We start from the raw sequence: 22,231 nt of genomic DNA on the forward strand, positions 1-22,231 counted from the left end.
AGGTACCGATAGATGACGGCAGCAATCACGTTTTTGTTCAATGACTTACGTGGGCTTGCCGGGCTTCTGCGATAGCCTCTGAAGGCTATCGGATCATTCCCACTCGATCGTCCCGGGGGGCTTGGACGTCACGTCATAGACGACGCGGTTCACGCCCCGCACCTCGTTGATGATCCGGGTGGCGCAGCGGCCCAGCACCTCCCAGGGGAACTCGAAGAAGTCGGCGGTCATCCCGTCCGTCGAGGTGACGGCGCGCAGGGCCAGGACGTCCTCGTAGGTGCGCGCGTCGCCCATCACCCCCACCGTCTTCACCGGCAGGAGCACGGCGAAGGCCTGCCAGATGGAGTCGTACAGCCCGGCCTTGCGGATCTCGTCCAGGTAGATCGCGTCGGCCTGCTGCAGCACCGCCACCTTCTCCCGGGTAATCTCGCCCGGGATGCGGATGGCCAGGCCCGGCCCTGGGAACGGATGACGGCCCACGAAGGCCGGCGGCAGGCCCAGCTCGACGCCAAGGGCGCGCACCTCGTCCTTGAACAGCTCGCGCAGCGGCTCGACCAGCTTCAGCTTCATGTAGTCCGGCAAGCCGCCCACGTTGTGGTGGCTCTTGATCACCGCCGACGGCCCGCCGCGCGCGGAGACGCTCTCGATCACGTCCGGATAGAGGGTGCCCTGGGCCAGGAAGGTCGCGCCTTCGATCTTGGCGCTCTCCTTGTCGAACACCTCGATGAACAGCCGACCGATGGTCTTTCGCTTGGTCTCCGGGTCGGTCACCCCGGCGAGCTCGCCCAGGAAAAGATCAGCCGCATCCACGTGAACCAGCGGAATGTTGTAGTGATCCCGGAACATGGTCACGACCTGCGTCGCCTCGTCCTTCCGCAGCAGGCCGGTGTCGACGAACACGCAGGTCAGCTGCTCGCCGATCGCTTCGTGGATCAGGACGGCGGCCACCGAGCTGTCCACGCCGCCCGAGAGGCCGCAGATCACCTTGGCGTCCCCCACCTGCTCGCGGATCTTGGCCACCTGCTCCTGGCGGTAGGAGGCCATGGTCCAGTCCCCCTTCAGTCCGGCGATCCGGTGGGTGAAGTTGCGCAGGATCAGGGCGCCTCGGGGTGTGTGGGCCACCTCGGGGTGGAACTGGATGCCGTAGAAGCGCCGGCCCTCATCGGCGATGACGGCATAGGGACTGCCGTCGGAGGTGGCGACCACCTCGAACCCCTGCGGGATCGCGGTGATCTTGTCGCCATGGCTCATCCACACCGTCTCGGTGTGCCCGAGGTCGCCCAGGCCCTCCAGCAGCGGGCTTTCCTGCCGCACCTGGATCTCGGCGCGGCCGAACTCGCGGTCGTGGCCGCTCTCCACCGCCCCGCCCAGCTGGGCGCACATGGTCATCTCGCCGTAGCAGATGCCCAGCACCGGCACGCCGAGTTCGAAGATGCGCTGCGGCGCCGCGGGGCTGTCGTCCTCGTGGGCGCTGGCCGGGCCGCCGGAGAGGATCACCGCCTTGGGGGCGAAGGCGTCCAGCATCGGCTCGACCTTGTCGAACGGATGAATCTCGCAATAGACGCCGCTCTCGCGGAGCCGGCGCGCGATGAGCTGGGTCACCTGGCTGCCGAAATCGACGATCAGGACCTTTTCGTGAGCGGGCGTGGTCATGGGGCTCCGTTAGCGGGCTTTCTCCAGCACAGCGACATAGAAGCCGTCGGTGCCGGAGGATCGGGGGGTCAGGCGCAGGTCGCCGGCGGCGGTGAGGAAACGGGCCAGCTCGGGGTCGGCCGTGGCGGGCCGCCGGGCGAACTCGGGGTGGCGCTCGAGGAAGGCGGCGACGCGATCCTCGTCCTCCTCCGGCAGCACCGAGCAGGTGACGTAGATCATTCGGCCGCCCGGCTTCACGAAGCCCGCTCCGTCGTTCAGCACCAGGTCCTGGTCCGCCTGGCGCTTGGCCAGGGTTTCCGGGGTCAGCCGCCACTTGGTGTCGGGATGCCGCCGCCACGAGCCCGTGCCGCTGCACGGCGCATCGATGAACACCACGTCCATCTTGCCCGCCAGGTCCTTCAGCGGCTCGGGGTTGAGCGGCGTACGGACCTGCAGGTTGCGGACGCCAGCCCGGTCGCCCCGGCGGATGGTGTCGGTCAGGCGCCGCGCGTCGCTGTCGTAGGCATAGATCTGGCCGGTGTTGTTCATGGCCGCCGCGAGCGCCAGCGTCTTGCCGCCGCCGCCGGCGCAGAGGTCCAGCACCTGCTTGCCCTTCACCTCGCCCGCGGCCGAGGCCGCCACCTGGGAGCCCAGGTCCTGCACCTCGAACCAGCCCTTCGAGAACTGGGGGATGGCCTCGACGGCCCCGCTCCGGTCCGCCGCGGCGGGCGCGGGGATGCGCAAGGCGTTGGCCGCCAACCCTGGAGGCTGGGCGTCGAAGGGGGTGAGCGCCTTCAGCGCCCGCGCCGGGTCGGTCTTGATCGTGTTGACCCGCAAGTCCACCGGCGCGCGTTCGGCCAGCGCTGCGCCCTCCGCCGCCCGATCCTCGCCGAAGGCTCGCGCGAAGGCGGCGTCCAGCCAGTCGGGGTAGTCGCCGCGCACCGCCGGCGGCGCATCCGCGAGGTCCCGCGGCGTCGCCAGGGCCTGGCGTTCGGCGTCGGTGAGCGGCCCATGGCCATGCACCTCATCGCCCGCCGCGTCGGCCAGCCGGTCCAGCGGCCAGCCCCAATGCAGGTGCAGCGTGCCCAGCACGGCGGCCCGCAGGCTGTCGTCCCCCATCCTCCAGGCCAGCGAGCGGCGGCGGCGCAGGACGTCCAGCACGAGGCCGGAGATGAAGGCGCGATCCTTCGAGCCCGCATACCGCGCGCCCTCGCCCCAGGACTTCATGGCGAGGCGGACGGGCCTGTGCCGCGTCTCGATCTCGGTGAGGACCTCAATGGCCGCCGTCAGGCGTCCGCCGTCTCGCATCAAGTCACCTGAATAGGGCCACGAGCACCATCACGAGCCCGACCATGGAAACGAGCCACACCAGCGTCCGGACCGTGGGGATCCCGGACGCATAGAGCGGCGCATAGAGCGCGCGGCCGCCGACGTAGAGGCCCGCGCCCCAGACCGTCAGCGGCCCGCCCAGCTTCCCCGCCACGGCGCAGGCCAGGACGGCGGCCGCGAAGAAGGAGAAGGTCTCGGCGAAGTTCCAGAAGGCCCGCTCCAGGCGCGCGGCCACGCCGCCCAGCGGCATGGGCGTGTCGCGCGGACCCGCGGCCCACTTCAAGTCGCCCTGGTGCGCCCGCGCCGCCGCCGCCGCCCAGAGGAGCTGGACCAGCCCCACGGCGACCGCTGCGCCGAGGAGCTTCAGCTCCACCGCCAGTTCACTGCCCATGCTTTCGCCTCCCCGTTCGAGCCCGGGTCTAGCCGGCGCTCGGATAGTTCGGGGCCTCGCGCGTGATCATCACGTCGTGGACGTGGCTTTCGCGCAGGCCCGCGCTGGTGATGCGGATGAACCGGGCCCGCTCGCGGAACAGCGGCAGGGTCGGGGCGCCGACGTAGCCCATGGCGGCGCGCAGGCCGCCCACCATCTGGTGCAGGATCGGCGCGATAGGGCCCTTGTACGGCACCTGGCCTTCGATCCCCTCGGGCACCAGCTTCAGGGCGTCCTTCACGTCCTTCTGGAAGTAGCGGTCGGCCGAGCCCTGACCCATGGCGCCCACCGAGCCCATGCCCCGATACGACTTGTAGCTGCGGCCCTGGTAGAGGAAGACCTCGCCCGGCGCCTCGTCGACGCCGGCGAACACCGAGCCCATCATGGCCACCGAGGCGCCCATGGCGAGCGCCTTGGCCAGGTCGCCCGAATACTTGATCCCGCCGTCGGCCACGACCGGCACGTCCGAATCCGCCGCCGCCCGCACGGCGTCGGCGATGGCGGTGAGTTGGGGCACGCCCACGCCCGCCACGATGCGGGTGGTGCAGATGGAGCCGGGACCGATCCCGACCTTCACCGCGTCCGCCCCGGCGTCGATCAGCGCGCGTGCGGCGTCATAGGTGGCGATGTTGCCGGCCACGATCTGGACGCGGTTGGTCTCGCGCTTCACCCGCTGCACGGCGTTGGCGACCTCGGCGTTGTGGCCGTGCGCGGTGTCGATCACCACCACGTCCACCCCGGCGTCCACCAGGGCCATGGAACGCTCGTAACCCGCATCGCCCACCGTCGAGGCGGCGGCCACCAGCAGCCGCCCCTGGGCGTCCTTGGCCGCGAAGGGGTGGGCCTGGGACTTCTCCATGTCCTTGACGGTGATCAGGCCGACGGCGCGATAGTCGTCGTCGACCACGATCAGGCGCTCGATCTTGTGCCGGCGCAGCAGGTCGCGCGCCTCGGCCTGGCTGACGCCCTCACGGACCGTGACCAGGCCCTCGTGGGTCATCAGCGCCTTGGCGGGAATGTCGTCGCGCCCCTCGAACCGCATGTCGCGGTTGGTGAGGATGCCGCACAGTCGGCCGTTATGGTCCACGACCGGAAAGCCGGAGATGTGCCGCCGCGCCTTGATCTGCCGGACCTCGCCCAGCGTGGTCTCGGGCCCGATCGTCAGCGGGTTGATGACCATCCCGCTCTCGTAGCGCTTCACTTCGCGCACCTGGTCCGCCTGTTCCTCGACGGTCAGGTTGCGGTGCAGGACGCCGATGCCGCCCGACTGGGCCATGGCGATGGCCAGGCGGCTTTCGGTGACCGTGTCCATCGCGGCGGACACGAGGGGGATATTCAGACTGATTTCGCGCGTGAACCGGGTCGAGACATCCACCTGCGTCGGCATGACGTCGGACGGGCCGGGTTCGAGCAAAACATCGTCGAAGGTCAGACCTTCGCGGATCTGCATGAGACTCTCCGTTTTGCGGTCCGCGTATAGGGGTTGGACGGCTAGCGGAGCAAGGGGCGTGAAGGGCGCGTTCATGCGATTGCGGGCTCCTGGGCGATGCGGGGACGACGATCGAGGCCGAAGGTCATGGCGAACATGACCAGGCAGAGGGCGGTCGTGGCCATGACGGCGAGGGTCGCGGAGCGCTCCAGCGCCAGGGCGAACAGCGCCGGGCCGAGGATCTGGGCGAACAGGGCCGGCCGGCCGATCAGCGCCGAGCGCCAGGCGTAGCCTTCAGGGCCCCAGAGGCTCAGCGGCAGGACGCCCTTGGCCACGGTGAGCATCCCGTTGCCGGCCCCCTGCCCCAGCGCCATGGCCGCGCCAGCCGGCGCGCCGAGGGTCAGGAGGGCCGCCGCGCCGCTCGGGTGCATGAGCGTGGCCAGGCGCGTGGTGGCCAGCGGAGGCAGGCGACGCAGGACGGTGAACTCCAGGAACCGGACCGTGACCGCGGAGATCCCCATGAGCCCCGCGGCTGCGGCGGCGGCCTGCGGCGTCAGGCCGAAAGCGCCCAGCAGCCGCGGCAGGTGGGCGCTCATGCAGGTGGAGATGAACCAGGCGCAGGCAAACAGCACGGCCAGCTGGATCATCGGCCGGTCCCACCGCACGTCCGCATGCAGCGCCGCCGCGCGCGGGCCGTGACCCGGCGTCGGGGGACAGACCCAGGCCGTCAGCGGCAGGCACACGAGGATCTGCACGGCCGCCCAGGCGAAGTGGGCGCCCCGCCAGCCGAGCTGTTCGGCCATCCAGGCGGTGAGGGGCCAGCCCACCACCGAACCGAGGCCGCCGATCAGCGCCACCGCGGTGATCGGGCGGCGGGCGCCCTCCCCGTACAGCGAGACCAGAATGGCGAAGGGCGTCGGCGACAGACCTAGCGCCTGCCCGAACCCGATCACCGCCATGCCGGCCGCCAGGCCCACGCCGTCCTTGGCGACGCCCACGATCACCAGCCCCAGCGCCAGGACCACGTGGGAGGCGAGCAGGACCTGCTTGCCGCCCCGCTCGTCGATGCGCCGGGCCACGCGCGGGGCGATGAACGCCGGCACGGCGAGCGACAGCGACACCATGCTGAAGACGAAGGTCGGCGAGAGTCCCAGGTCCCGGCCGACGGCGTCGCCGAGCACGCCCATCAGGTAGAAGCTGGAGGCGAAAGCCGCGATCTGCCCCAGGCCGAACCCGCCGACGACGAGCGCCTGGGGTCGCTGGAGGGGGTTGCGGGCTTCCATGGCGAGCTAGTGCCTGGATTGCGGATGCGAGGAAATCGACTTATTCGATTTTCCATGTTCCAAAATCTCACATCCGGGCCGCTGCCTTCGTTGAACGCCTTGCGGGCGTTCGAGGCGATGGCGCGGACCGGACGGGTTACCCTGGCGGCCGAGGAACTCCACGTGACCCACTCGGCGGTCAGCCGGCAGGTCAAGGCGCTGGAGGCCGCGCTGGGCGTACGGCTGTTCACGGGCCCCAAGAACCGGCTGGAGCTGACCGCCGCCGGACGCGAGCTGCTGCCCGCCCTGACCGAAGCCTTCGACCAGATCGCGGGGGTCGTGCGCCGGGTGCGGATCGGCGGCGAGGACCTGCACATCGCCGTCAACGCCAGCCTCTCCGTCAAATGGCTGATCCCGCGGCTCGCCGGGTTCCAGGCGGCGCATCCCGAGATCCGCCTGGTGCTGTCCGAGCTGGCGGCCCACGCCACCTCGCACCGGGGCGCGCAGGCGGTGGTGCGGATCGTGCCCCTGAAGCGGGTATCAGAGCCCAACTGCACCGCCTTCATCCGCAACGCCCTGGGGGTCGTCATGTCGCCCGCAGCAGTAGCGCGGTGGGGCGAGGACCCTCTGGCCGCGCCCCGACTGGCGGCGGCGACCCATCCCGAAGCCTGGCCCCTCTTTGCGGAGCACGCGGGGATCGAGCTGCCCCCGGCTGGCGAGCGGGCATTCCCGCACGTCCACTTCGCCATGGACGCGGCGCTGGCGGGCCTGGGCGCTGCCGTCGTGTCGTGGCCGCTGTGCGTGGACGAGGTGCGCAGTGGCCGGCTGGTGGCCCCGCTGGGCTTCCACCGCTCGGGCAGCGCCTTCGCCATCCTCACCGCGCCAGGGGCGGAGAGCCGGGCGCTGGCGAAGCTCCGCGACTGGCTGGTGGCCGAAGGAGCCAAGACGCCCGCCCCGCCCGAACCCTAGTCCTCGTCCAGCACGTCGCCCAACCGATCGAGGTGCGTCTCCCACGCGCGCCTGTGCCAGCCCACCCACCGCTCCAGGGCCGAGAACCCCGCCTGGTCTATACGGCACGTGCGCACGCGCCCGGCCTTCGCCGTGCGCACAAGCCGGCTTTCCTCCAGCACCTGCAGGTGCTGTCCCACCGCCGTGACGGTGATGTCGAGGGGGGCCGCGAGCGCCGATACGGAACTCGGGCCAAGGCTCAGCCGCCCGAGGATGGCGCGCCGGGTGGGATCGCCCAGCGCCTTGAACAGGCGGTCGAACTCTGGGCTCTGCATCAGTTCGCCAAGCTCTGCGCGAGCCGGTCCAGCAGTTGCTCCCATCCGCTCCTCCTGATCTGCGGCCCGTCAGCGTTCTCGAAGAATGCGGCCTGGTGGGTGAAGGTCAGTTTCGTCCCCTCTCCCGCGACCTGGAATTCGAAGGTGTACAGCCCGGCGGAGATGCGGCTGCCGCCGACCGTCATCGTCGCGGCGATCACGATCCGCTCGTCGGGCGCGATGTCCAGGTGCTCGCCCTCGGCGACGATCGAGACGCCAGGTAGTGGGGTGTCCTCGCCCAGGCGCCCTCGGCTGACCTCACGCCCGCCGACTCGAAAGTCGAGCTCGAACACCTCGGCGGCGTAGCCGAACCAGCGCTGCTTCTTGCTCGGATCCGAGAATGCCGCAAACACCGTCGCCACGGCCTTTGGGTAGGTGCGTTCGATCACGAAGGTGTCGTGGATCACAGGGCTCATCGCCGCCTCCTTATTGAAGTCCATACTTCAGTATCGCAGCGGCCTTTTTGTCAAGCGATGACTTCAGTATCGTGGTGCGAAGGCGTCCTACCGCACCCTTGGGGTTTGGGGGGTGGCCGCCTCGCCGCTCCAAGTTTACGTTCATCAAAGGCAATCTGGTGAGAGCGATGAGCGACGCAGTCGGCCCTGGCGATCTGGTGCTTTGCGTGAACGCCGCCCCCAATCATGTGACGGGGCGACCCGTGCCGCTGCAGGCCGGGGAGACCTATCGGGTCCTGGGCGTGATGGAGTTCGGCTGCCCCTGCGGGCGGGCCGACCATCTTCTCGACGTGGGCATCGACTGGGGGTGGTGCCAGACGCGGTTCCGGCTGCTGCCGAAACCCAAGGCCCAGGCCCGGACGCGGAAGATCTCTGCGCCGCGGGAGAAGGAGACGACCCGCTGACGGGCGGGCGTCTCCCCTCCTCCATCGCGATGGCTCAGAACGCCACGGCGCCGGTCAGGCTGAAGGCGTGGGCCTGGGCTTCGCGAGCGCCTTCATAGCGGTAGCCCATCCGGACCACGCCGCGGGCGCCGACCCGGGCCTCAAAGCCGGCCGACAGTTCCAGCGACGTGCGGCCGGGCGAGCTGGACGCTACGTCGAAGCCGGAACCCTGCAGCGCGGTGTCGATGCGGGTGCGCGCACCGTCCAGTTCCTGCAAGGCAAAGGCCGAGACGTACGGCTTCAAGGTGGCGTCGCGCAGGACGACCTGCCGCTCGGCGCGGACGCCGAGGCGGGCCTGGAAGGCGTCGCGCTTCACATCGTCGAAGCTGAGGCCGACAGCAGCGCTGCCGGCTTCCGTGACGCTGTCGCGGTCGATCCGGTCCTTGGAGAGGCCAGCGATGACGGTGACGGTCGCGGGCGCGAGGACGAAGGTGCGGCCCGCCTCGACGTCCACGGCGTAGGAGGCGCCTTCCGGCTTGGCGTAGAGGGTGGCGCCGCCGAGTTGGCGAGTGGTCTTGTAGACGTCCTTGCCGGCCTGGACGACACCGCTTGCGTAGAGCGGCCCGGAGGTCCAGCCGGCATAGGCCATGGCCTGATAGCTGAAGGCGCGTCCCGCGCCGAACTGGCCGGCCTTGACCTCGGACTCGCCGTAGCTGACTGCGCCGCCGAGGCGGACGGTGTCGCTGATCCGACGGTCAGCGCCGATCACGACGCCCAGCCGATCGTCGCGATAGCGCCCGGCGATATCGTCGGCGCCCACCTCGCGTGTGCCGCCCACGAACGACGCCCAGACCTCGCGATCGGCGGTGGCGGAGGCCGTGCGGGCGATGGCGAGACGGCGGGCGGCGCGGGCGCCGCGCAGGACCGCCTCGACCGTGTCGGCGTGGACCTCACCGGCCGCCAGGTGCAGGACACCGGCGATCTGAACCTCGTTGAGGCCGATCAGGGTGTCGGAGAAGCCGGTCGAGCCGGCGTCGCGCAGGACGTCGACGGCGCCGCCAGCGGCCTCCGCGTTCTCGGCGCCCGTGGGAATAGCGGCGTAACGGTCGGGCGTCACCGCCAAGATGACCGCGTTGGGGCGATAGACGACCTCGAAGCGGCTGTTCGCCGACAGGCCCTGCGTCGGCTGCGTCACACGGTCGAAACGGCCGGTGACGCCGCCCTCGGCCGTGACCACCTGGAAGGCGTCGCCGATGCGGGGCGTATAGGTGTTCGTGGCGTCGCCGGTGATGCCGCGGGTGATCGGCGAAATCGCGCCGGCGGCGGTGAAGACGCTCCCCGTCCCCGTCAGGACCAGGGTGTCGAAGTGACCCGCGCCGATGCCGGCGGTCGGGCCATCGATGTCGATCAACAAGGTGCCGTCGCGCTGGAGGGCGACGCTGCCGTCGACCACGAGGCGGCCGGGCGAGTTGCCGGGGGACAGGACGCCGGCGACGTTCACATTGCCCTTGATCAGGCCTGAGCCGCCGGCCGCGCCCAGGGCGTCCACGGTGACGTTGCCGGTGAAGACGTTGTTGAACTTCAACGTACCTTCCTGGACGCAGGCGCCGATGGCGTTGGCGCCGGGCGCCAGCAGGTTCAACGAGCCCGACCCGGCCTTGATCAGGCAGTTGTCGCCGCTCAGGACGCCGGTCAGGGCGACGTTGCCGGCGCCGGTGTCGATGATGGCGTTCGGGCCGCGGATGGCGAGCGACTGGGTGATCGCCAGGTCATTTTGGAGAGTCAGCGTCGTGCCGCCGCCCAGCACAATGGCGCCGTTGCTGGCGCCCAGGGCGGCCTGCGAGGTGGCGATCACCGAGCCACCGGCGATGTTGATGGACGTCAGGGTGCTGGGGCCGTCCAGGGTCAGAGCGCCGGCTCCGGTCTTGATGAGACCGCCACCGCCGGTCATCGGGCCGCTGAGCGTGAGGTTGGCGCCCGAGAAGTCGATGGTGGCGAGGCCGGCGGCGATCTCCAACGGATTGGAGACGGTCAGGTCGTTCGTGGCGATGAAGCGGGTGTTCTCGCCGAGCTGGATCACGCTGGTGAGGCCGCCAAGGGCCTTGGTGTCCGAGATGGCCAGGGCGCCGGACTGGATCGACACGCCCCCGAAGCTGTTCTCGCCCGAGAGCGTGAGGACGCCCGAGCCGGTCTTCACGAGCTGGCCGCCGCCGGTGATCGGTCCACCGAGGGTCAGTACGTGGTCGGTGTCGAAGGTGGACGGGCCCGTGGCCAGGGTGATCCGGCGCAGGATGCTGGTGTCGCCCGTGGTGCGGATCGTGCCGCCATTGACCTCGAGGTCGGCGCCCTCCGCGCCCAGGGCGGTGTCGGCGCCGATGGCCAGCACGCCCTGGTTCACGGTCACGCCGAGGAAGGTGTTGGCCCCCTTCAGCTCCAGGACGCCCTCGCCCGTCTTGATGAGCCGCCCCTCGCCCGAGATCACGCCCGACAGGACGAGATCATGGCCGCCGGTGTCGATGGAGCCGCCCTTCTCCGTGACGCGGAAGTCGAGGTTCACCGAGCTGTCGTCGACGACCTTGAGCGCGCCGCCGTCGAACACCGGGTTGACGCTGCCGCCCGCCAGGTCGGCGGCGGAGAACTGGCCGCCCGCCTCGATGTTGCGCGGCGGCGCGCCGCCACCACCACCGCCGCCACCGTCGTTGGCGCTGATCGCCGCGGCGATGTCGGTGCCGAAGATGTAGGCGTAGGTCAGGGTGACGCTGTCGCCGTTCACAAGATCGCCCAGCGTGAAGCCCATGCCGATCGTGTAGTCGCCGTTGCCCAGAAACGTACCGGCCAGGTAGCCGGCAGGGGCGGCGGTGAACCCCGGTGCGCCGGTGACGTGGGGCGCGGAGTCGTTGGAGTAGAGGCCGATCACGTACTTCGACACGGTGGCCTCGGCGTAGATCAGATCCGTCGTCGGGACCGAGCCATTGCCCTGGAAGTTGTTGGTGGCGCTGCTGTCGCCGGGCGCCGCGACGGCGTCGGGATCGGTGAAGCGCACGAACTTCAGGCCGGTGATGTCGGTCATCGCGGTGATCGTGGTGACGATCTGGAGCTGTTGGCCGTTCTCGTTGAAGCGATAGTCGTGGCTTACGCCGAGCGTGCTGCCGTAGGTCCCAGTCCAAACGGCGCGCTGGTCGAAGGTGGAGCCGCCGTGGGCGACGCCGCTGTAGTCGGTGAGCGTGCCGCTGATCTGGGCCGAACCGAGCGAGGCGTTGCTGTTGGTGGCGGTGAAGGCGCCGCCCGAGGTCGTGCCCTGGAGGACGAAGCCCTCCATCGGGGAGCCGGGAGTGAGGTAGTCGTAGGCGGGGTTGAACGTTCCCGTGCCCGCGCCGTCGTACAGGATGCCCGGCTGCACCGTGCCGCCGGTGCCAAGGGTGCCTTTGTCGTTGAGGCCGATCTTCAGATAGTCACCCTGCAGGACGAGGCTCTGGGCATGGGCCGCTGGCGCGACGGCCGCGACGATTGCGGTGCTGGCCAAGGCGCGCACAAGCCAGCGGCGGGCCGCGAGGGCGGCCACCGGCGCGGTCTCGGGGCTGAAGAATTCGTCGGCCGACGGGCTCGCTTTGGACATGACGCAACTGGCTCCGAAACTGGGAGCTCAGCGGCTAAAGGTCCTCATTCAACAGGGGGTTACGCCCACATCCCGACGCCCCATTTTGAGTATGCGTCAAACGCGCACACGCGCTGAGGTTGCAGGCCCTCACCTCAGCGCCCCCGGAAGCCCGTGGCGACGAAGAAGACCTCGGAGCTGTCCTGGCGGCTAGCCTTGGGCTTCACGTTTCGGACGTCCGTGAAGTAGCGCTTCAAGAGGGCGATGAGCTGGTCGGAGCCGCCGCCCTGGAAGGCCTTGGCCACGAAGGTCCCGCCGGGCTTCAGCACCTCGACCGCAAAATCGATGGCCGCCTCGATCAGGCCGACGATGCGCAGGTGGTCGGTCTCACGGTGACCGATGGTGTTCGGCGCCATGTCGGACATCACCACGTCCGGCGCCCCGCCGAGCAGCTCGATCAGCTTCGGCCCGCACGCCGGGTCGGTGAAGTCCATCTGCAGGATATGGGCGGGCGGCAGCGGATCGACCGGCAGCAGGTCGACGCCCACGATATCGGTCACCCCGCGCTCGATGGCCACCTGCGTCCAGCCGCCAGGGGCCAGGCCCAGGTCGACCACGCGCGCCCCCTTGCGGAAGAAATGGAAGCGGTCGTCGATCTCGGTGATCTTGAACGCCGCCCGGCTGCGGTAGCCCAGGGCCCGGGCCTTGGCCGCGAAAGGATCGTTGATCTGGCGCTCCAGCCAGGCCTGCTGGCTGGGCGTGCGTTCCTTGGCGGTCTTGAGGCGCGCGGGCTTGCCGCGGCCGCCTTCCACGCCGCCGGTCGGCGGCTTCACCATGCGTTTGCGGGGGGGCTCGTCGGTCATGCGGCCGCCTTCGTACCACCTCGGCCGCGCCGGCGCCTGCGCCGTCGACGCTGGCCGCGCTCGGCCATCAGCGAAAGGAGGATGCCTTCGCGCAGACCCCGGTCGGCCACCCGCACCCGGCTGCAGGGCCATTCCTCCTGCACGGCCTGCAGGATCGCCGCGCCCGCCAGGACCAGATCGGCGCGATCGGGACCGATGCACGGTTGGGCCGCGCGCTCGGCGGCGTTGAGCGCCAGCAGGCCGTCGGCCGCCGCCTCGCAGTCCGAACGCGTCATCCAGATGCCGTCCACCCGGTTGCGGTCGTAGCGGGGCAGCCGCAGGTGCATCCCCGCCAGGCTGGTGATCGCGCCCGAGGTCCCCACCAGGTGCGCGCGGTCGGCCTGGAAGATGGGCTTCAGCGGGTCGGCGCGGCGGAAGGCGGCGATCTGGGCCTTCACATGGTCGACCATCTCGCGGAACCAGGCCTCGGTGGCGACGTCGCCCTCCGGGAACCGCTCGGCCAGGGTGACGACGCCGATGGGCACCGACAGCCAAGCCCGGACCGGCGGCGTCCCGCCCTGCGACGGCGCCTTCAGATCCACCCAGGAGAGCTCGGTGGACCCGCCGCCGACGTCCACCACCAGGGCGGCCTCATGCCGGTCGTCCAGCAGGTTGAGGCAACCCGTCACCGAAAGTCGCGCCTCCTCCTGCGGGCTGATGATCTGCAGCTTCACCCCGGTCTCGTGGGCGACCCGGTTTACGAAGGCCTGACCGTTCTCGGCGATGCGGCAGGCCTGGGTCGCGATGGCGCGGAACTTGGCGACGCGTCGGCGGCGCACCTTCTCGCCGCTCACCTTGAGGGCGGCCAGGGCGCGGTCCATGGCCTCTTCCGAGAGCCGGCCGCTCTGGGTGAGCCCCTCGCCCAGGCGTACGATGCGCGAATAGGCCTCCAGCACGCGGAAGCCGCCCGTCGGCGCGGGCGCAGCGATCAGGAGTCGGCAGTTGTTGGTGCCCAGGTCCAGGGCCGCATAGCAGGGCGCCTCGGCGCCCAAAGACCTATCCCGGCCGCGAACTGGCGACCCGGGCGCGCGCGGCGCCTCATCCATGGACACAATTCCGTCCTACGCAGACGCCCGCCCCCCGCAGCGCCTCATTTCGAGGCGACTGTAGCAAGTGCGGCAGGCGCCAGGAAGACGACGACGGTTGAATGACGACTTTCCGACGCTACGTTCACCTTCCAGTCAGGAGAGAAGGCTTAGATTCGACGGTATGAGCACGCGACTCGCCAAATTCACCATCGGCCAAGTCGTCCGCCACCGGGTCTACCCCTTCCGCGGCGTAATCTTCGACGTCGATCCCATGTTCTCCAACACCGAGGAGTACTGGCTCTCGATCCCGGAGCATATCCGGCCGCACAAGGACCAGCCGTTCTACCACCTGCTGGCCGAGAACGACGACAGCGCCTACGTGGCCTATGTGTCGGAGCAGAACCTTGAACTGGACGACACCGGACAGCCGGTCGGCCACCCGCAGGCCTCGCTGATCTTCGACACCTTCAAGGAAGGCCACTACCGGCTGCGGTCGGGCATCGGCCACTAAGGCAGGCCCTACACAGTCTATGCGGCGGCCGCCCGCGACGCGCAAAATTGTTTCGGCAAGTGGCCTTTCCGGAGGCCAATAAGGCGGGAACTTGCGGCTGAGCCGCTCCATTCTCTGCGTCATGGCCACCGACCTCCCGCCGCCGCCGGGCGCCCGCCCCGATTGGACCATCGACCAGGGCTGGGCGACCTATACCCAAGCGGAACACGACGTCTGGATCACGCTCTACGAGCGCCAGCGCGACCTGCTACCTGGCCGGGCATGCGACCCCTTCCTGAAGGGCCTCGACGCGCTGGACCTGCACCGTACCGGGATCCCGGAGTTCGGCCGGATCAACGAGGAGCTGGAGCGGCTGACCGGCTGGACGGTGGTGGCGGTCCCAGGGCTGGTCCCCGACGCCGTCTTCTTCGACCACCTGGCCAACCGCCGGTTCCCCGCCGGCAACTTCATCCGCAAGCCCGAACAGCTGGACTACCTCCAGGAGCCGGACGTCTTCCACGACGTGTTCGGCCACGTGCCCATGCTGACGGACCCCACCTTCGCCGACTACATGCAGGCCTACGGTCAGGGCGGCCTGCGGGCCCTCAACCTGGGCCGCCTGCACAACCTCGCGCGGCTCTATTGGTATACGGTGGAGTTCGGCCTGTTGGAGACCGCCGCCGGCCTCCGGATCTACGGCGCGGGGATCGTCTCCAGCCACGCCGAGTCGATCTTCGCCCTGGACGATCCCTCCCCCAACCGCCTGGGCTTCGACCTGGCGCGGACCATGCGCACCCCCTACCGCATCGACGACTTCCAGCAGGTCTATTTCGTGATCCCGTCGCTGCAGGCCCTGCTGGACGCTACCCTGGCCGACTTCGGCGCGCTCTACGCCGCCCTGGCGGGCCAGACGGACATCCCCATCGAGGCGGTGCTCCCGGACGACAAGGTCTTCACCCGCGGGACCCAGGCCTACGCCCGGCGCGGCGGGCGAACGGCGGCCTGACATTACCTCGGAGGGAGTTGTCGCGGCGCGCGGCCGCTCCATGCTGAGCGCATGATCCATGCGTTCGATGCCGCCACTGCCCTGCGCCCCGACGGCTCCGGCCGCCTTCGTGGCAAGACGAGCCCCGATTACTGGGCCTTCGTTGGCCCCTTCGGCGGGACCACCGCCGCGACCCTGCTGAACGCCGTGACGCAGGATCCCCGGGCCGCCGGCGACCCGCTAGCCCTGACCGTGAACTACGCCGCGCCGATCGCCGAGGGCGGTTTCGAGATCGACGTGCGGCCCGTCCGCGCCAACCGCTCGTCCCAGCACTGGCTCGTCGAGCTGAGCCAGGGGGGCGGCGAGCCGGCCGCCATAGCCACCCTGGTGCTGGCCGAACGACGCGAGAGTTGGTCGCACCAGGTCGCGAGGCCCCCACAACCCGGTCCGGCCCCCATCTACGACAGCCCCTCCAGTGCGCGCTGGCCCGGGCAATACCGGTTCCGCTTCGCCGCCGGCGCGCCGGATTTCAGCGGCGGCGGCACGGGCGAAACCCGCTCCGAGGTCTGGATCGCCGACGCCGAGCCCCGCGTGCTGGACCATGCCGCCCTGGCGGCCATGGGCGACGCCTTCTTCGGCCGCATCTTCCACGCGCGCCGGTCGATCGTGCCGTTCGGGACGGTCTCGATGACCACCCACTTCCACGTCAGCGCCGCAGAGCTGGCGGCGGAGGGCGCCACCGAAGTCCTGGGCGTCGCCGATGCCCGCACCTTCCACAAAAGCTACGGCGACCAGGCCGGTGAGCTGTGGTCGCCGTCGGGCCGGCTGCTCGCGACGACCACCCAGGTCTTCTACTTCAAGGCCTAGCGGCGTCAGTAGTCCTTGCGCCAGCGGACGGCGATGCGGTTCCCGGTGCCGGTCCCCGCGCTCTGCCCGGCCAGACGCGACAGGATCGACAGGTTCTTGCGGATGCGCCACTCCACCTGGGCCGAGGGCCCCTCGCGACCGCCGCCGGTGATCTCCAGATAGACGTCGTCGGTGAGGTACTTGCCGCCCGAGACCGTGACGCCGGACTCGTCCGCGCCGCCGAACGCCAGACGGTCGAGGCCGGCGAAGTTGCGCAGGTTTCCGATCACGTCGAACCCGCCGCCGCCCGCCAGCGCGGAGAGCGCCGACGCCAACTGGGCCGCCTCCACCGGGGAGAGCTGGGCGGCGGACCGCTCGAACAGCACCTTGGACAGCACCTCGTCGTTCGGCAGGCTGGGCGAGGAAACCAGGGTGATCTCCGGCCGAGCCGCGGTGCCGCGAATGCGCACGGTGACCGTCAGCGACGGGTCCTCGCGGGTCGCGTCCAGTTGCAGGCGGATATTGGCCGGCCGGCTGGACAGGTAGACCACGCCGCGGTCGTCGAACTCGAACCGCTTGCCGGCGAAGTCGTAGTCGCCGCGCACCACCCGCGCCGTGCCGGACAGGTCGGGACGAGTCGTCGTGCCCCCCACGTGGGCATCAAGCGAAAGCTCCAGATCGAGGCCGCGGCCGCGCAGGAACACCCGGCGCGGCGCCCGCAGCTTCACGTCCAGCAGCCAGCCGTCCCCGCGCCGCGCCCGCGGAGGAAGGCCCGCGCGCAGGTCGTCGGGGCGATTGATCTCCGTCACGTCCATGGCGACCACACCCGAGGGCGTCGGCGGCTCCGCGGCGACGTCCGCGCGGTCGATGGTCAGGTCCCCGGTGAGCCGCACCTTGCCGTCGGCGCCGCGGTTGACGCTGGCCTGGCCGCTGGCCGACGCGGTGGCGATCTCATTGTCGATCAGGCGGAAGCCTTGCAGGTCCATCCGGAAGCTGGACGCGCCCTCCGGCAGCAGGCTGATACGGCCCTGGCCGCTGACCTGGCCCCCGCGGCCGTCGTCGCCGCGCGCCTCGGTCACGTTCACCGCGTCCTCGGTGAAGGCGGCGCGCAGGGTCACGTCGCGCAGCGTGAGTCCGGTGCCACCGTCGTCGAATCGGCCACGCTCCACCGACACCTGGCCCGAGGCGCGGGGATCGGCGAGGGTGCCCGACACCGTCCCTTCCGTACGGACGAAGCCGGCCAGGGCGCGCTCACCGCCGATCACCAGTTCCCACAGCGGCCGCACCTCGCCCTCGGCGAAGAACCGCCCCTGCATGGGGCGCTGGCGCGCGATGGCGATACGGAACGGCTTCGCCGAAGCCTCGGCGGGCAGGACGAAGCTGGCGTTCGCCCGCAGGCCCTGCTCGTTCAGCGTGGCCACGTCGAGTGTCAGGCTGGAGCCCGCAAGCCGGGCCTTGAGCGTGCCGTCCATCCCCTGGTTGGCCGGCGTCCCCTTGCCACGTGCGTCGGCAAGCTGAGCGTCCAACGTTCCCTGCAAGCGGTCGCCCTGGCCCTGCACGGCCAGGGTCGCGTCGATGCGGCCGTCAAAGTCGGCGTTGAACAGGTCGAGACCCATGTTGTCGACGCGGGCGCGAACATCGGCCGCCTCGCCGCGCAGAGCGCCGTCCAGGTTCAGCCGGCCGCCGTCAGCCCCGGCGAGCCGTACGCGCGCCGTCTGCTCTGGCCCGCCGAAACGGAACTGCGCGGTCTCGATCGTCCGCAGGTCGCGCTTGCCGAGCGCGCCGCGCCCGTCGAACGCCAGGAGGTAGCCGGGACGGGTCTCGGTGAGGACACCGCCGCCCTCGAGGGTCCAGCCCCCCTGGCCGGAGGCGCCGCGCGCCGTGGCCGTATAGGGCAGACGCGCCAGAGGGCCGTCCGCCGCGAGCCGGGCGCTCGTCACGGTAATCGCCGAGCCGGCCGGACGCGCGGCTTCGGCGCGCAGGTCCAGGGTGGCGCGAGGCCCCCCGCCGGTGTCGACGACCCTTGCGGTCCCGGCGATCCGCCCGGCGTCCAGGAGGGCTCCGCGGCCGATGTCGAGCGTCAGGTTCGCCGCCGACGGGCTGCGCTGGCGGAGCGACAGGGAGCCCGCGGCCCGGATCCCGCCGGCGTCCACGGAAAGCCCCGTCAGATCGATACCGCCGCGCGGAAACCGGAAGTCGGAACGCGCCTTCGCAGGACCGTAGCTGCTGGCCGCCGTGAGGGCGACGGAGCCGTTGGACCCGTCCGCCTGCCGCTGGAAGGTGATCGCGAGTTTCGCGTTCGTGAGCGGAAGCCGCGGGAGGTCGACCTGCTCGATGTCGGCGAGCAGGTCCAGGCGCGGCGAGGCCAGCGCGCCGCTGACGCCCCCGGTCCCCTTGATCCGCCCGGTGATCTCGACCGGACCCGCCCGCACCGGTCCGGTCGCGCTCCAGTCGGCCTTGAAGGCCAGGGTCCGGTCCGCCTGCATCACCCCGGCGGCGCTCGCGTCGAGCGAGGCGCCGTCCAGCGTCGCCTTGGCGACCGACAAGCGCCCGGCCTGCCAGTTGGCCTGGACCTGGAGCCGCGGCTTGCCGCCCAGCAACCGGTCCAGCTCAGCCAGGCCCAGGGCGAAGCGGTCGCCGCGCGCGTCCAGGGTGAACGTCCACGGCGCCGCCGAGCGCGCCTGGGCGGCCTCGAAATCGACGGAGGCGGCCCCATCGGCGCCCAGCCGGGCCGCGGCCAGGTTTGAGATGTCCGCCCTACCCTTGAAGTTCACAGCGCCCAGCAGGCTGCGGCCGCCGCTGGCCCGCACCTTGAGGCCGCGGCCGGTGAGGTCCAGTCGACGCAGCAGGAGTTGGCCGTTCGCCAGGCGCTCGCCCTCCAGCGTCGCCGTCGGCGCCCCGCCCAGCAGCGCTGCGGCAAAGCCCTCCCCGCGCCCGCCGACGCCCCAGGCTTCCGCCTTGACTGCGAGCCCGGTCTTGCCGCGCCGAAACTCCATCGGCCCCGACACGCGCGCCAGGGCGTAGCCGCCCAGCCCGACCTCGGCGGTGTTGTACGAGCCGCTGAACGCCCAGGCCGTAGCGTCGCCGGTCACGCGGCCGACCACCCGCGTCGCGCCCAGGGCCGGGCCGCCGCCTACGATCCGCGACAGCGACGCCGCCTGGGCGTCGATGCGCGCGCCGTTCGCGCCGAGGCGGCGCTTGCCCAGATCCCCCTCGCCCCACGCGCGCAACAACACCGCGTCCGAGCGCAGCCGCGCGTCGAGCGCGTAGACGCCCTCGCGCGCCTTGCGGCCCGCGACGCCGAACACGACGTCGCGCCCGAAGCGCTCGGCGTGCGGCGCGGTCAGGGACGAGGCCTCCAGCAGCAAGCGCCCGCCCGCCTGCCCGCCCTTCGGAGTCCAGGCGCCCCGGGTGTAGAGCGGCGTCAGCGCACCCGAGGTGGCGGTGGCCGAGAAGCGGCCCTCCGAGACCGTCCCGTCGGCGCGCACGGTGAGCTTGAACGGCTGGTCGGGCGACAGCCCCGCCGCGCCCGCCAGCGCGCCGCCCTTGGCCTCCACCGCGTCGGCGGCCAGGCGCATCGGGCCCGTCTTGCCGAGAACGAAATCCAGGTCGAGACGGTCTCCGGCATGCAGCACGCTCGCCGCCTTCAGCTTGCCGCTGCGTCCGCCGCGCCGCTCCACGTCCAGATTGAAGTCCAGGTCGTAGACGCCGCGGGTGCTGGCAAACGCCGGCTCCAGGACCAGACGCGTGGAGGCCTGGTCGATGTGGAATGAGACCGGCAGCCCTCGGTCCTTGCCCTTCGGCGCCAGGGTCGGGCGGCGGATCACCCGGACCGTATCCGCCTCGATCAGATCGGCGTCGAATCGGCGCCTCAGGAGTTCGAGGTAACGCCATGTGATGTGGACGTTATTCGCCTCCAGCCACACGCCCTTCTCATCGCGGATGGTCAGGCGACGAACCCGGGCGTCGCGCCAGATGTCGCCAGACAGGCCCTCGATCTTCAGGCGGCCGACACGGCCCAGCTTGAGGCCATCGGTGCGCGCCTCGATAAGCAGCCGCACCTGGGGGACCAACACGCCGTAGCGTCCAATCGCCAGCGCGCCCACCAGCAACAGGAGGAGGCTCACCGCCACGGCCGTAATCGCCTTCGGCAGGGCCGAACGCTTCAGAACCTCGGGCGCCTTCGCCCCGATGGCCGCTTCGCCCGTCGGCGGGGTGTCGTCAGGCGCGCTCAAAAGCTCTGCCCGATGCTGACGTAGACCTGGATCGCCTGCTCGCCATTGCGCCGCGCGATGGGCGTGGCGACATCGACGCGGATCGGCGCGAAACCCAGGTTGTAACGGACGCCCAGGCCGACGCCGACCGCCAGGTCCTGGAAGTCGATCGGCCCGCTGGATCCCACGGCCCCGGCGTCCACGAACGCGGCCATGCCCCACTTGGCCGTCAGCTCCTGCCGGACCTCGAAGGAGGACTCGAACAGGAAGACCCCGCCGCGCGGCGTGTCGTCATCGATCCGGGGTCCCACCGCCTGGTAGGGGAAGCCCCGCACCGAACCGCCGCCGCCGGCGTAGAAGCGCTGCGAGGCCGGGATCTGGTCGACGGTCCCGTTGAGGATCCGCCCCAGGCGCAGGCGGGCGGCCACGACCGTGCGACCCCGCTTGTCCAGCGGCAGGTAGTAGGATCCCTGCGCCACCGCGCGCAGGTACGGCAGGTTGGTGTCGCCCAGGATCAGCGTGGGTTCGAGCCGGGCGCTGAGGCGCCAGCCCTGCGTCGGGTTGAGCGGGTCGTTGGAGCGGTCGAGCAGGAGGTCCCCGAGGGTGGCGAGCGTGACGAGATCGCGGCCCAGGGTCGTGCCCGTGCCGGCCTTCAGCTCGTCCGACCGGCTCGCGGTGACCGAGGCGCCGACCGTGACATACGAGGTCTTGCCGTAGCGACGCGTCACGTCGGCGCGGGCTTCTACGCCGGCCTCATCGTAGGCGTCCGTTTCTTCGTCATAGGCCGCCGCCCCCAGCTTCAGGGTCTGCTGCGCGCGCCGCCAGTGCGGGAGGGAAACGTCGATCCCGGCGCGGCTGTCGCGATCCGATATCTGCCCGTAGAGGGCCATGGTGTCGGCACGGCGCAGGCGGTTGTAATGGGTCCAGCGGACATTGACCCCGATCCCGTCTACGGTCGCGTAGCTGGCGCCGGCCTCAATCGTCCGCGGCTTGCGGGCGGCCAGGCTGACGACGACGGGCCTCAGGCCCTCGCCGGTCGCCTTGTCCGCCGGGGCCAGGGCGACGGTCACCGAGTCGTAGGCGCTGGTGTCGAGCAGCCGCCGCTCAAGTTCGGCGACGTCGTCGGGATCGTAGACGTCGCCCGACTCCCACGGCGCCAACCGGCGCAGCCAGGTCGGATTGGTTCGCCCCTCGCCCGTCACGTCCAGGCCGTCCAGACGCACGAGCGAGCCGGCGGCGATGCGATAGGTCGGTCGCAGCGTGTGGTCCGCATGGTCGACGATCACCTCGCGGGGCTCGGCGACGGCATCGGCATAGCCGCGCTTCTGGATCGCAGCGACCACCCGGCCCTCGGCCGCGATCACGTCGACGGCGCGCCCCGGCGCGCCAGGCCTCAAGGCCATGGCCTCTCGCGCCGCCGCCGCCGAGTCATCGTCCGGCGGGGCGCCGCGCCACTCCAGGGCGGAGGCTCCGACGAGGAAGCGTGGGCCCGGCGTAACCTGGACCACCGGCCGGGGCGGCTCGGCTTCCGTCACTTCCGGCTCGACCTGGTAGCCGTAGTAGCCCTCGGAGCGCAGGGCCGCGATCGCATCCTCGGCCGCCGCCCGGGCCCGGCGGCGGGCCTCGAAGCGGTTCTCGATGGGGCGATCCGTCTCGCCGATCACCCGCTGGATGGCTGTGCGCAGATCGGGATCCATTTCGCCTTGGACCACCGCCTTGGGCTCGGCCGCCGCGGCGGCGGCGGGCGTGCAGAGCGCCGCTGAGGCGGCGACGGCGTACAGCAGTCGACCCAAGCCCGAATCCTCGCTCGCGCACCCCCGTCCCGTGTAGCGGCGCGTCACTCCCCTGTCATCCGGCCGGGTTCGGGAACCGGCGCCCAAATCCTAGGCGCCTGCTCGCGGCGTGCGCGCCGGGTCACGAATTTCCGTC

General features: G+C 70.9%; 17 protein-coding genes. 5 read left to right on the plus strand and 12 right to left on the minus strand.

The window, feature by feature from the left end:
• Window positions 1-93: 93 nt before the first annotated feature.
• The 5 genes from guaA to A2790_RS21740 form a co-directional block, all read right to left on the minus strand.
• Window positions 94-1,653: a glutamine-hydrolyzing GMP synthase gene (gene guaA / locus A2790_RS21720; RefSeq protein ID WP_293396339.1), complete on the minus strand. Its 1,560-nt coding sequence runs from the start codon at window positions 1,651-1,653 to the stop codon at window positions 94-96.
• A 9-nt stretch (window positions 1,654-1,662) separates the two neighbouring features.
• Window positions 1,663-2,940, minus strand: a complete 1,278-nt coding sequence (locus A2790_RS21725; protein ID WP_293396342.1) for an RsmB/NOP family class I SAM-dependent RNA methyltransferase — start codon at window positions 2,938-2,940, stop codon at window positions 1,663-1,665.
• Window positions 2,941-2,944: 4 nt separating this feature from the next.
• Window positions 2,945-3,352 carry an MAPEG family protein gene (locus tag A2790_RS21730; protein WP_293396345.1) on the minus strand — a complete coding sequence of 136 codons (408 nt, stop codon included), beginning with the start codon at window positions 3,350-3,352 and terminating at the stop codon, window positions 2,945-2,947.
• Window positions 3,353-3,380: 28 nt separating this feature from the next.
• Window positions 3,381-4,841, minus strand: coding sequence for an IMP dehydrogenase (gene guaB / locus A2790_RS21735; RefSeq protein ID WP_293396348.1), 1,461 nt, complete (start codon window positions 4,839-4,841; stop codon window positions 3,381-3,383).
• A gap of 71 nt (window positions 4,842-4,912) precedes the next feature.
• Complete coding sequence (locus tag A2790_RS21740) at window positions 4,913-6,103, minus strand: MFS transporter (RefSeq protein ID WP_293396351.1); 1,191 nt, start codon at window positions 6,101-6,103, stop codon at window positions 4,913-4,915.
• A 54-nt stretch (window positions 6,104-6,157) separates the two neighbouring features.
• Between A2790_RS21740 and A2790_RS21745 the strand changes: the two genes are divergently transcribed.
• Entirely contained in the window at window positions 6,158-7,051 is an 894-nt protein-coding gene (locus A2790_RS21745) for a LysR family transcriptional regulator (protein ID WP_293396354.1), read from the plus strand.
• On the opposite strand, the gene A2790_RS21750 is transcribed toward A2790_RS21745, so the two are convergent.
• Both A2790_RS21750 and A2790_RS21755 read right to left on the minus strand, forming a co-directional pair.
• A complete protein-coding gene (locus A2790_RS21750) occupies window positions 7,048-7,365 on the minus strand; it encodes a metalloregulator ArsR/SmtB family transcription factor (RefSeq protein ID WP_293396357.1) in 318 nt (105 codons plus the stop codon). The genes A2790_RS21745 and A2790_RS21750 overlap by 4 nt on opposite strands.
• Window positions 7,365-7,820 (minus strand): SRPBCC domain-containing protein, encoded by a 456-nt coding sequence (locus A2790_RS21755; RefSeq protein WP_293396360.1) that lies wholly within the window; start codon window positions 7,818-7,820, stop codon window positions 7,365-7,367. The genes A2790_RS21750 and A2790_RS21755 overlap by 1 nt, the downstream gene beginning before the upstream one ends.
• A gap of 167 nt (window positions 7,821-7,987) precedes the next feature.
• Between A2790_RS21755 and A2790_RS21760 the strand changes: the two genes are divergently transcribed.
• Entirely contained in the window at window positions 7,988-8,263 is a 276-nt protein-coding gene (locus A2790_RS21760; protein WP_293396363.1) for a hypothetical protein, read from the plus strand.
• A 34-nt stretch (window positions 8,264-8,297) separates the two neighbouring features.
• Here the strand turns inward: A2790_RS21760 and A2790_RS21765 are convergent, their stop codons facing one another.
• The 3 genes from A2790_RS21765 to A2790_RS21775 all read right to left on the minus strand — a co-directional run bounded on the left by A2790_RS21765 (window position 8,298) and on the right by A2790_RS21775 (window position 13,785).
• Complete coding sequence (locus tag A2790_RS21765; protein ID WP_293396366.1) at window positions 8,298-11,858, minus strand: autotransporter outer membrane beta-barrel domain-containing protein; 3,561 nt, start codon at window positions 11,856-11,858, stop codon at window positions 8,298-8,300.
• Window positions 11,859-11,992: 134 nt separating this feature from the next.
• Window positions 11,993-12,700: an RlmE family RNA methyltransferase gene (locus tag A2790_RS21770; RefSeq protein WP_293396369.1), complete on the minus strand. Its 708-nt coding sequence runs from the start codon at window positions 12,698-12,700 to the stop codon at window positions 11,993-11,995.
• The gene (locus tag A2790_RS21775; protein WP_293396372.1) at window positions 12,697-13,785 is read right to left on the minus strand and encodes a Ppx/GppA phosphatase family protein; all 1,089 of its coding nucleotides are present in this window, start codon (window positions 13,783-13,785) and stop codon (window positions 12,697-12,699) included. The genes A2790_RS21770 and A2790_RS21775 overlap by 4 nt, the downstream gene beginning before the upstream one ends.
• A gap of 163 nt (window positions 13,786-13,948) precedes the next feature.
• On the opposite strand from A2790_RS21775, the gene hspQ reads away from it, so the two are divergent.
• The 3 genes from hspQ (at window position 13,949) to A2790_RS21790 (ending at window position 16,109) form a co-directional block, all read left to right on the plus strand.
• Window positions 13,949-14,278: a heat shock protein HspQ gene (hspQ, locus tag A2790_RS21780; RefSeq protein WP_068879025.1), complete on the plus strand. Its 330-nt coding sequence runs from the start codon at window positions 13,949-13,951 to the stop codon at window positions 14,276-14,278.
• Window positions 14,279-14,399: 121 nt separating this feature from the next.
• Window positions 14,400-15,263: a phenylalanine 4-monooxygenase gene (gene phhA / locus A2790_RS21785; RefSeq protein WP_293396377.1), complete on the plus strand. Its 864-nt coding sequence runs from the start codon at window positions 14,400-14,402 to the stop codon at window positions 15,261-15,263.
• Window positions 15,264-15,314: 51 nt separating this feature from the next.
• The gene (locus A2790_RS21790) at window positions 15,315-16,109 is read left to right on the plus strand and encodes a thioesterase family protein (protein WP_293396380.1); all 795 of its coding nucleotides are present in this window, start codon (window positions 15,315-15,317) and stop codon (window positions 16,107-16,109) included.
• Between the two features lie 5 nt (window positions 16,110-16,114).
• Here the strand turns inward: A2790_RS21790 and A2790_RS21795 are convergent, their stop codons facing one another.
• Entirely contained in the window at window positions 16,115-20,323 is a 4,209-nt protein-coding gene (locus A2790_RS21795; protein ID WP_293396383.1) for a translocation/assembly module TamB domain-containing protein, read from the minus strand.
• Window positions 20,320-22,095, minus strand: coding sequence for an autotransporter assembly complex family protein (locus tag A2790_RS21800; RefSeq protein WP_293396386.1), 1,776 nt, complete (start codon window positions 22,093-22,095; stop codon window positions 20,320-20,322). The genes A2790_RS21795 and A2790_RS21800 overlap by 4 nt, the downstream gene beginning before the upstream one ends.
• Between the last annotated feature and the right edge of the window lie 136 nt (window positions 22,096-22,231).

The organism is Phenylobacterium sp. RIFCSPHIGHO2_01_FULL_69_31 (genome assembly GCF_001824475.1).
Classification (GTDB): domain Bacteria; phylum Pseudomonadota; class Alphaproteobacteria; order Caulobacterales; family Caulobacteraceae; genus Phenylobacterium.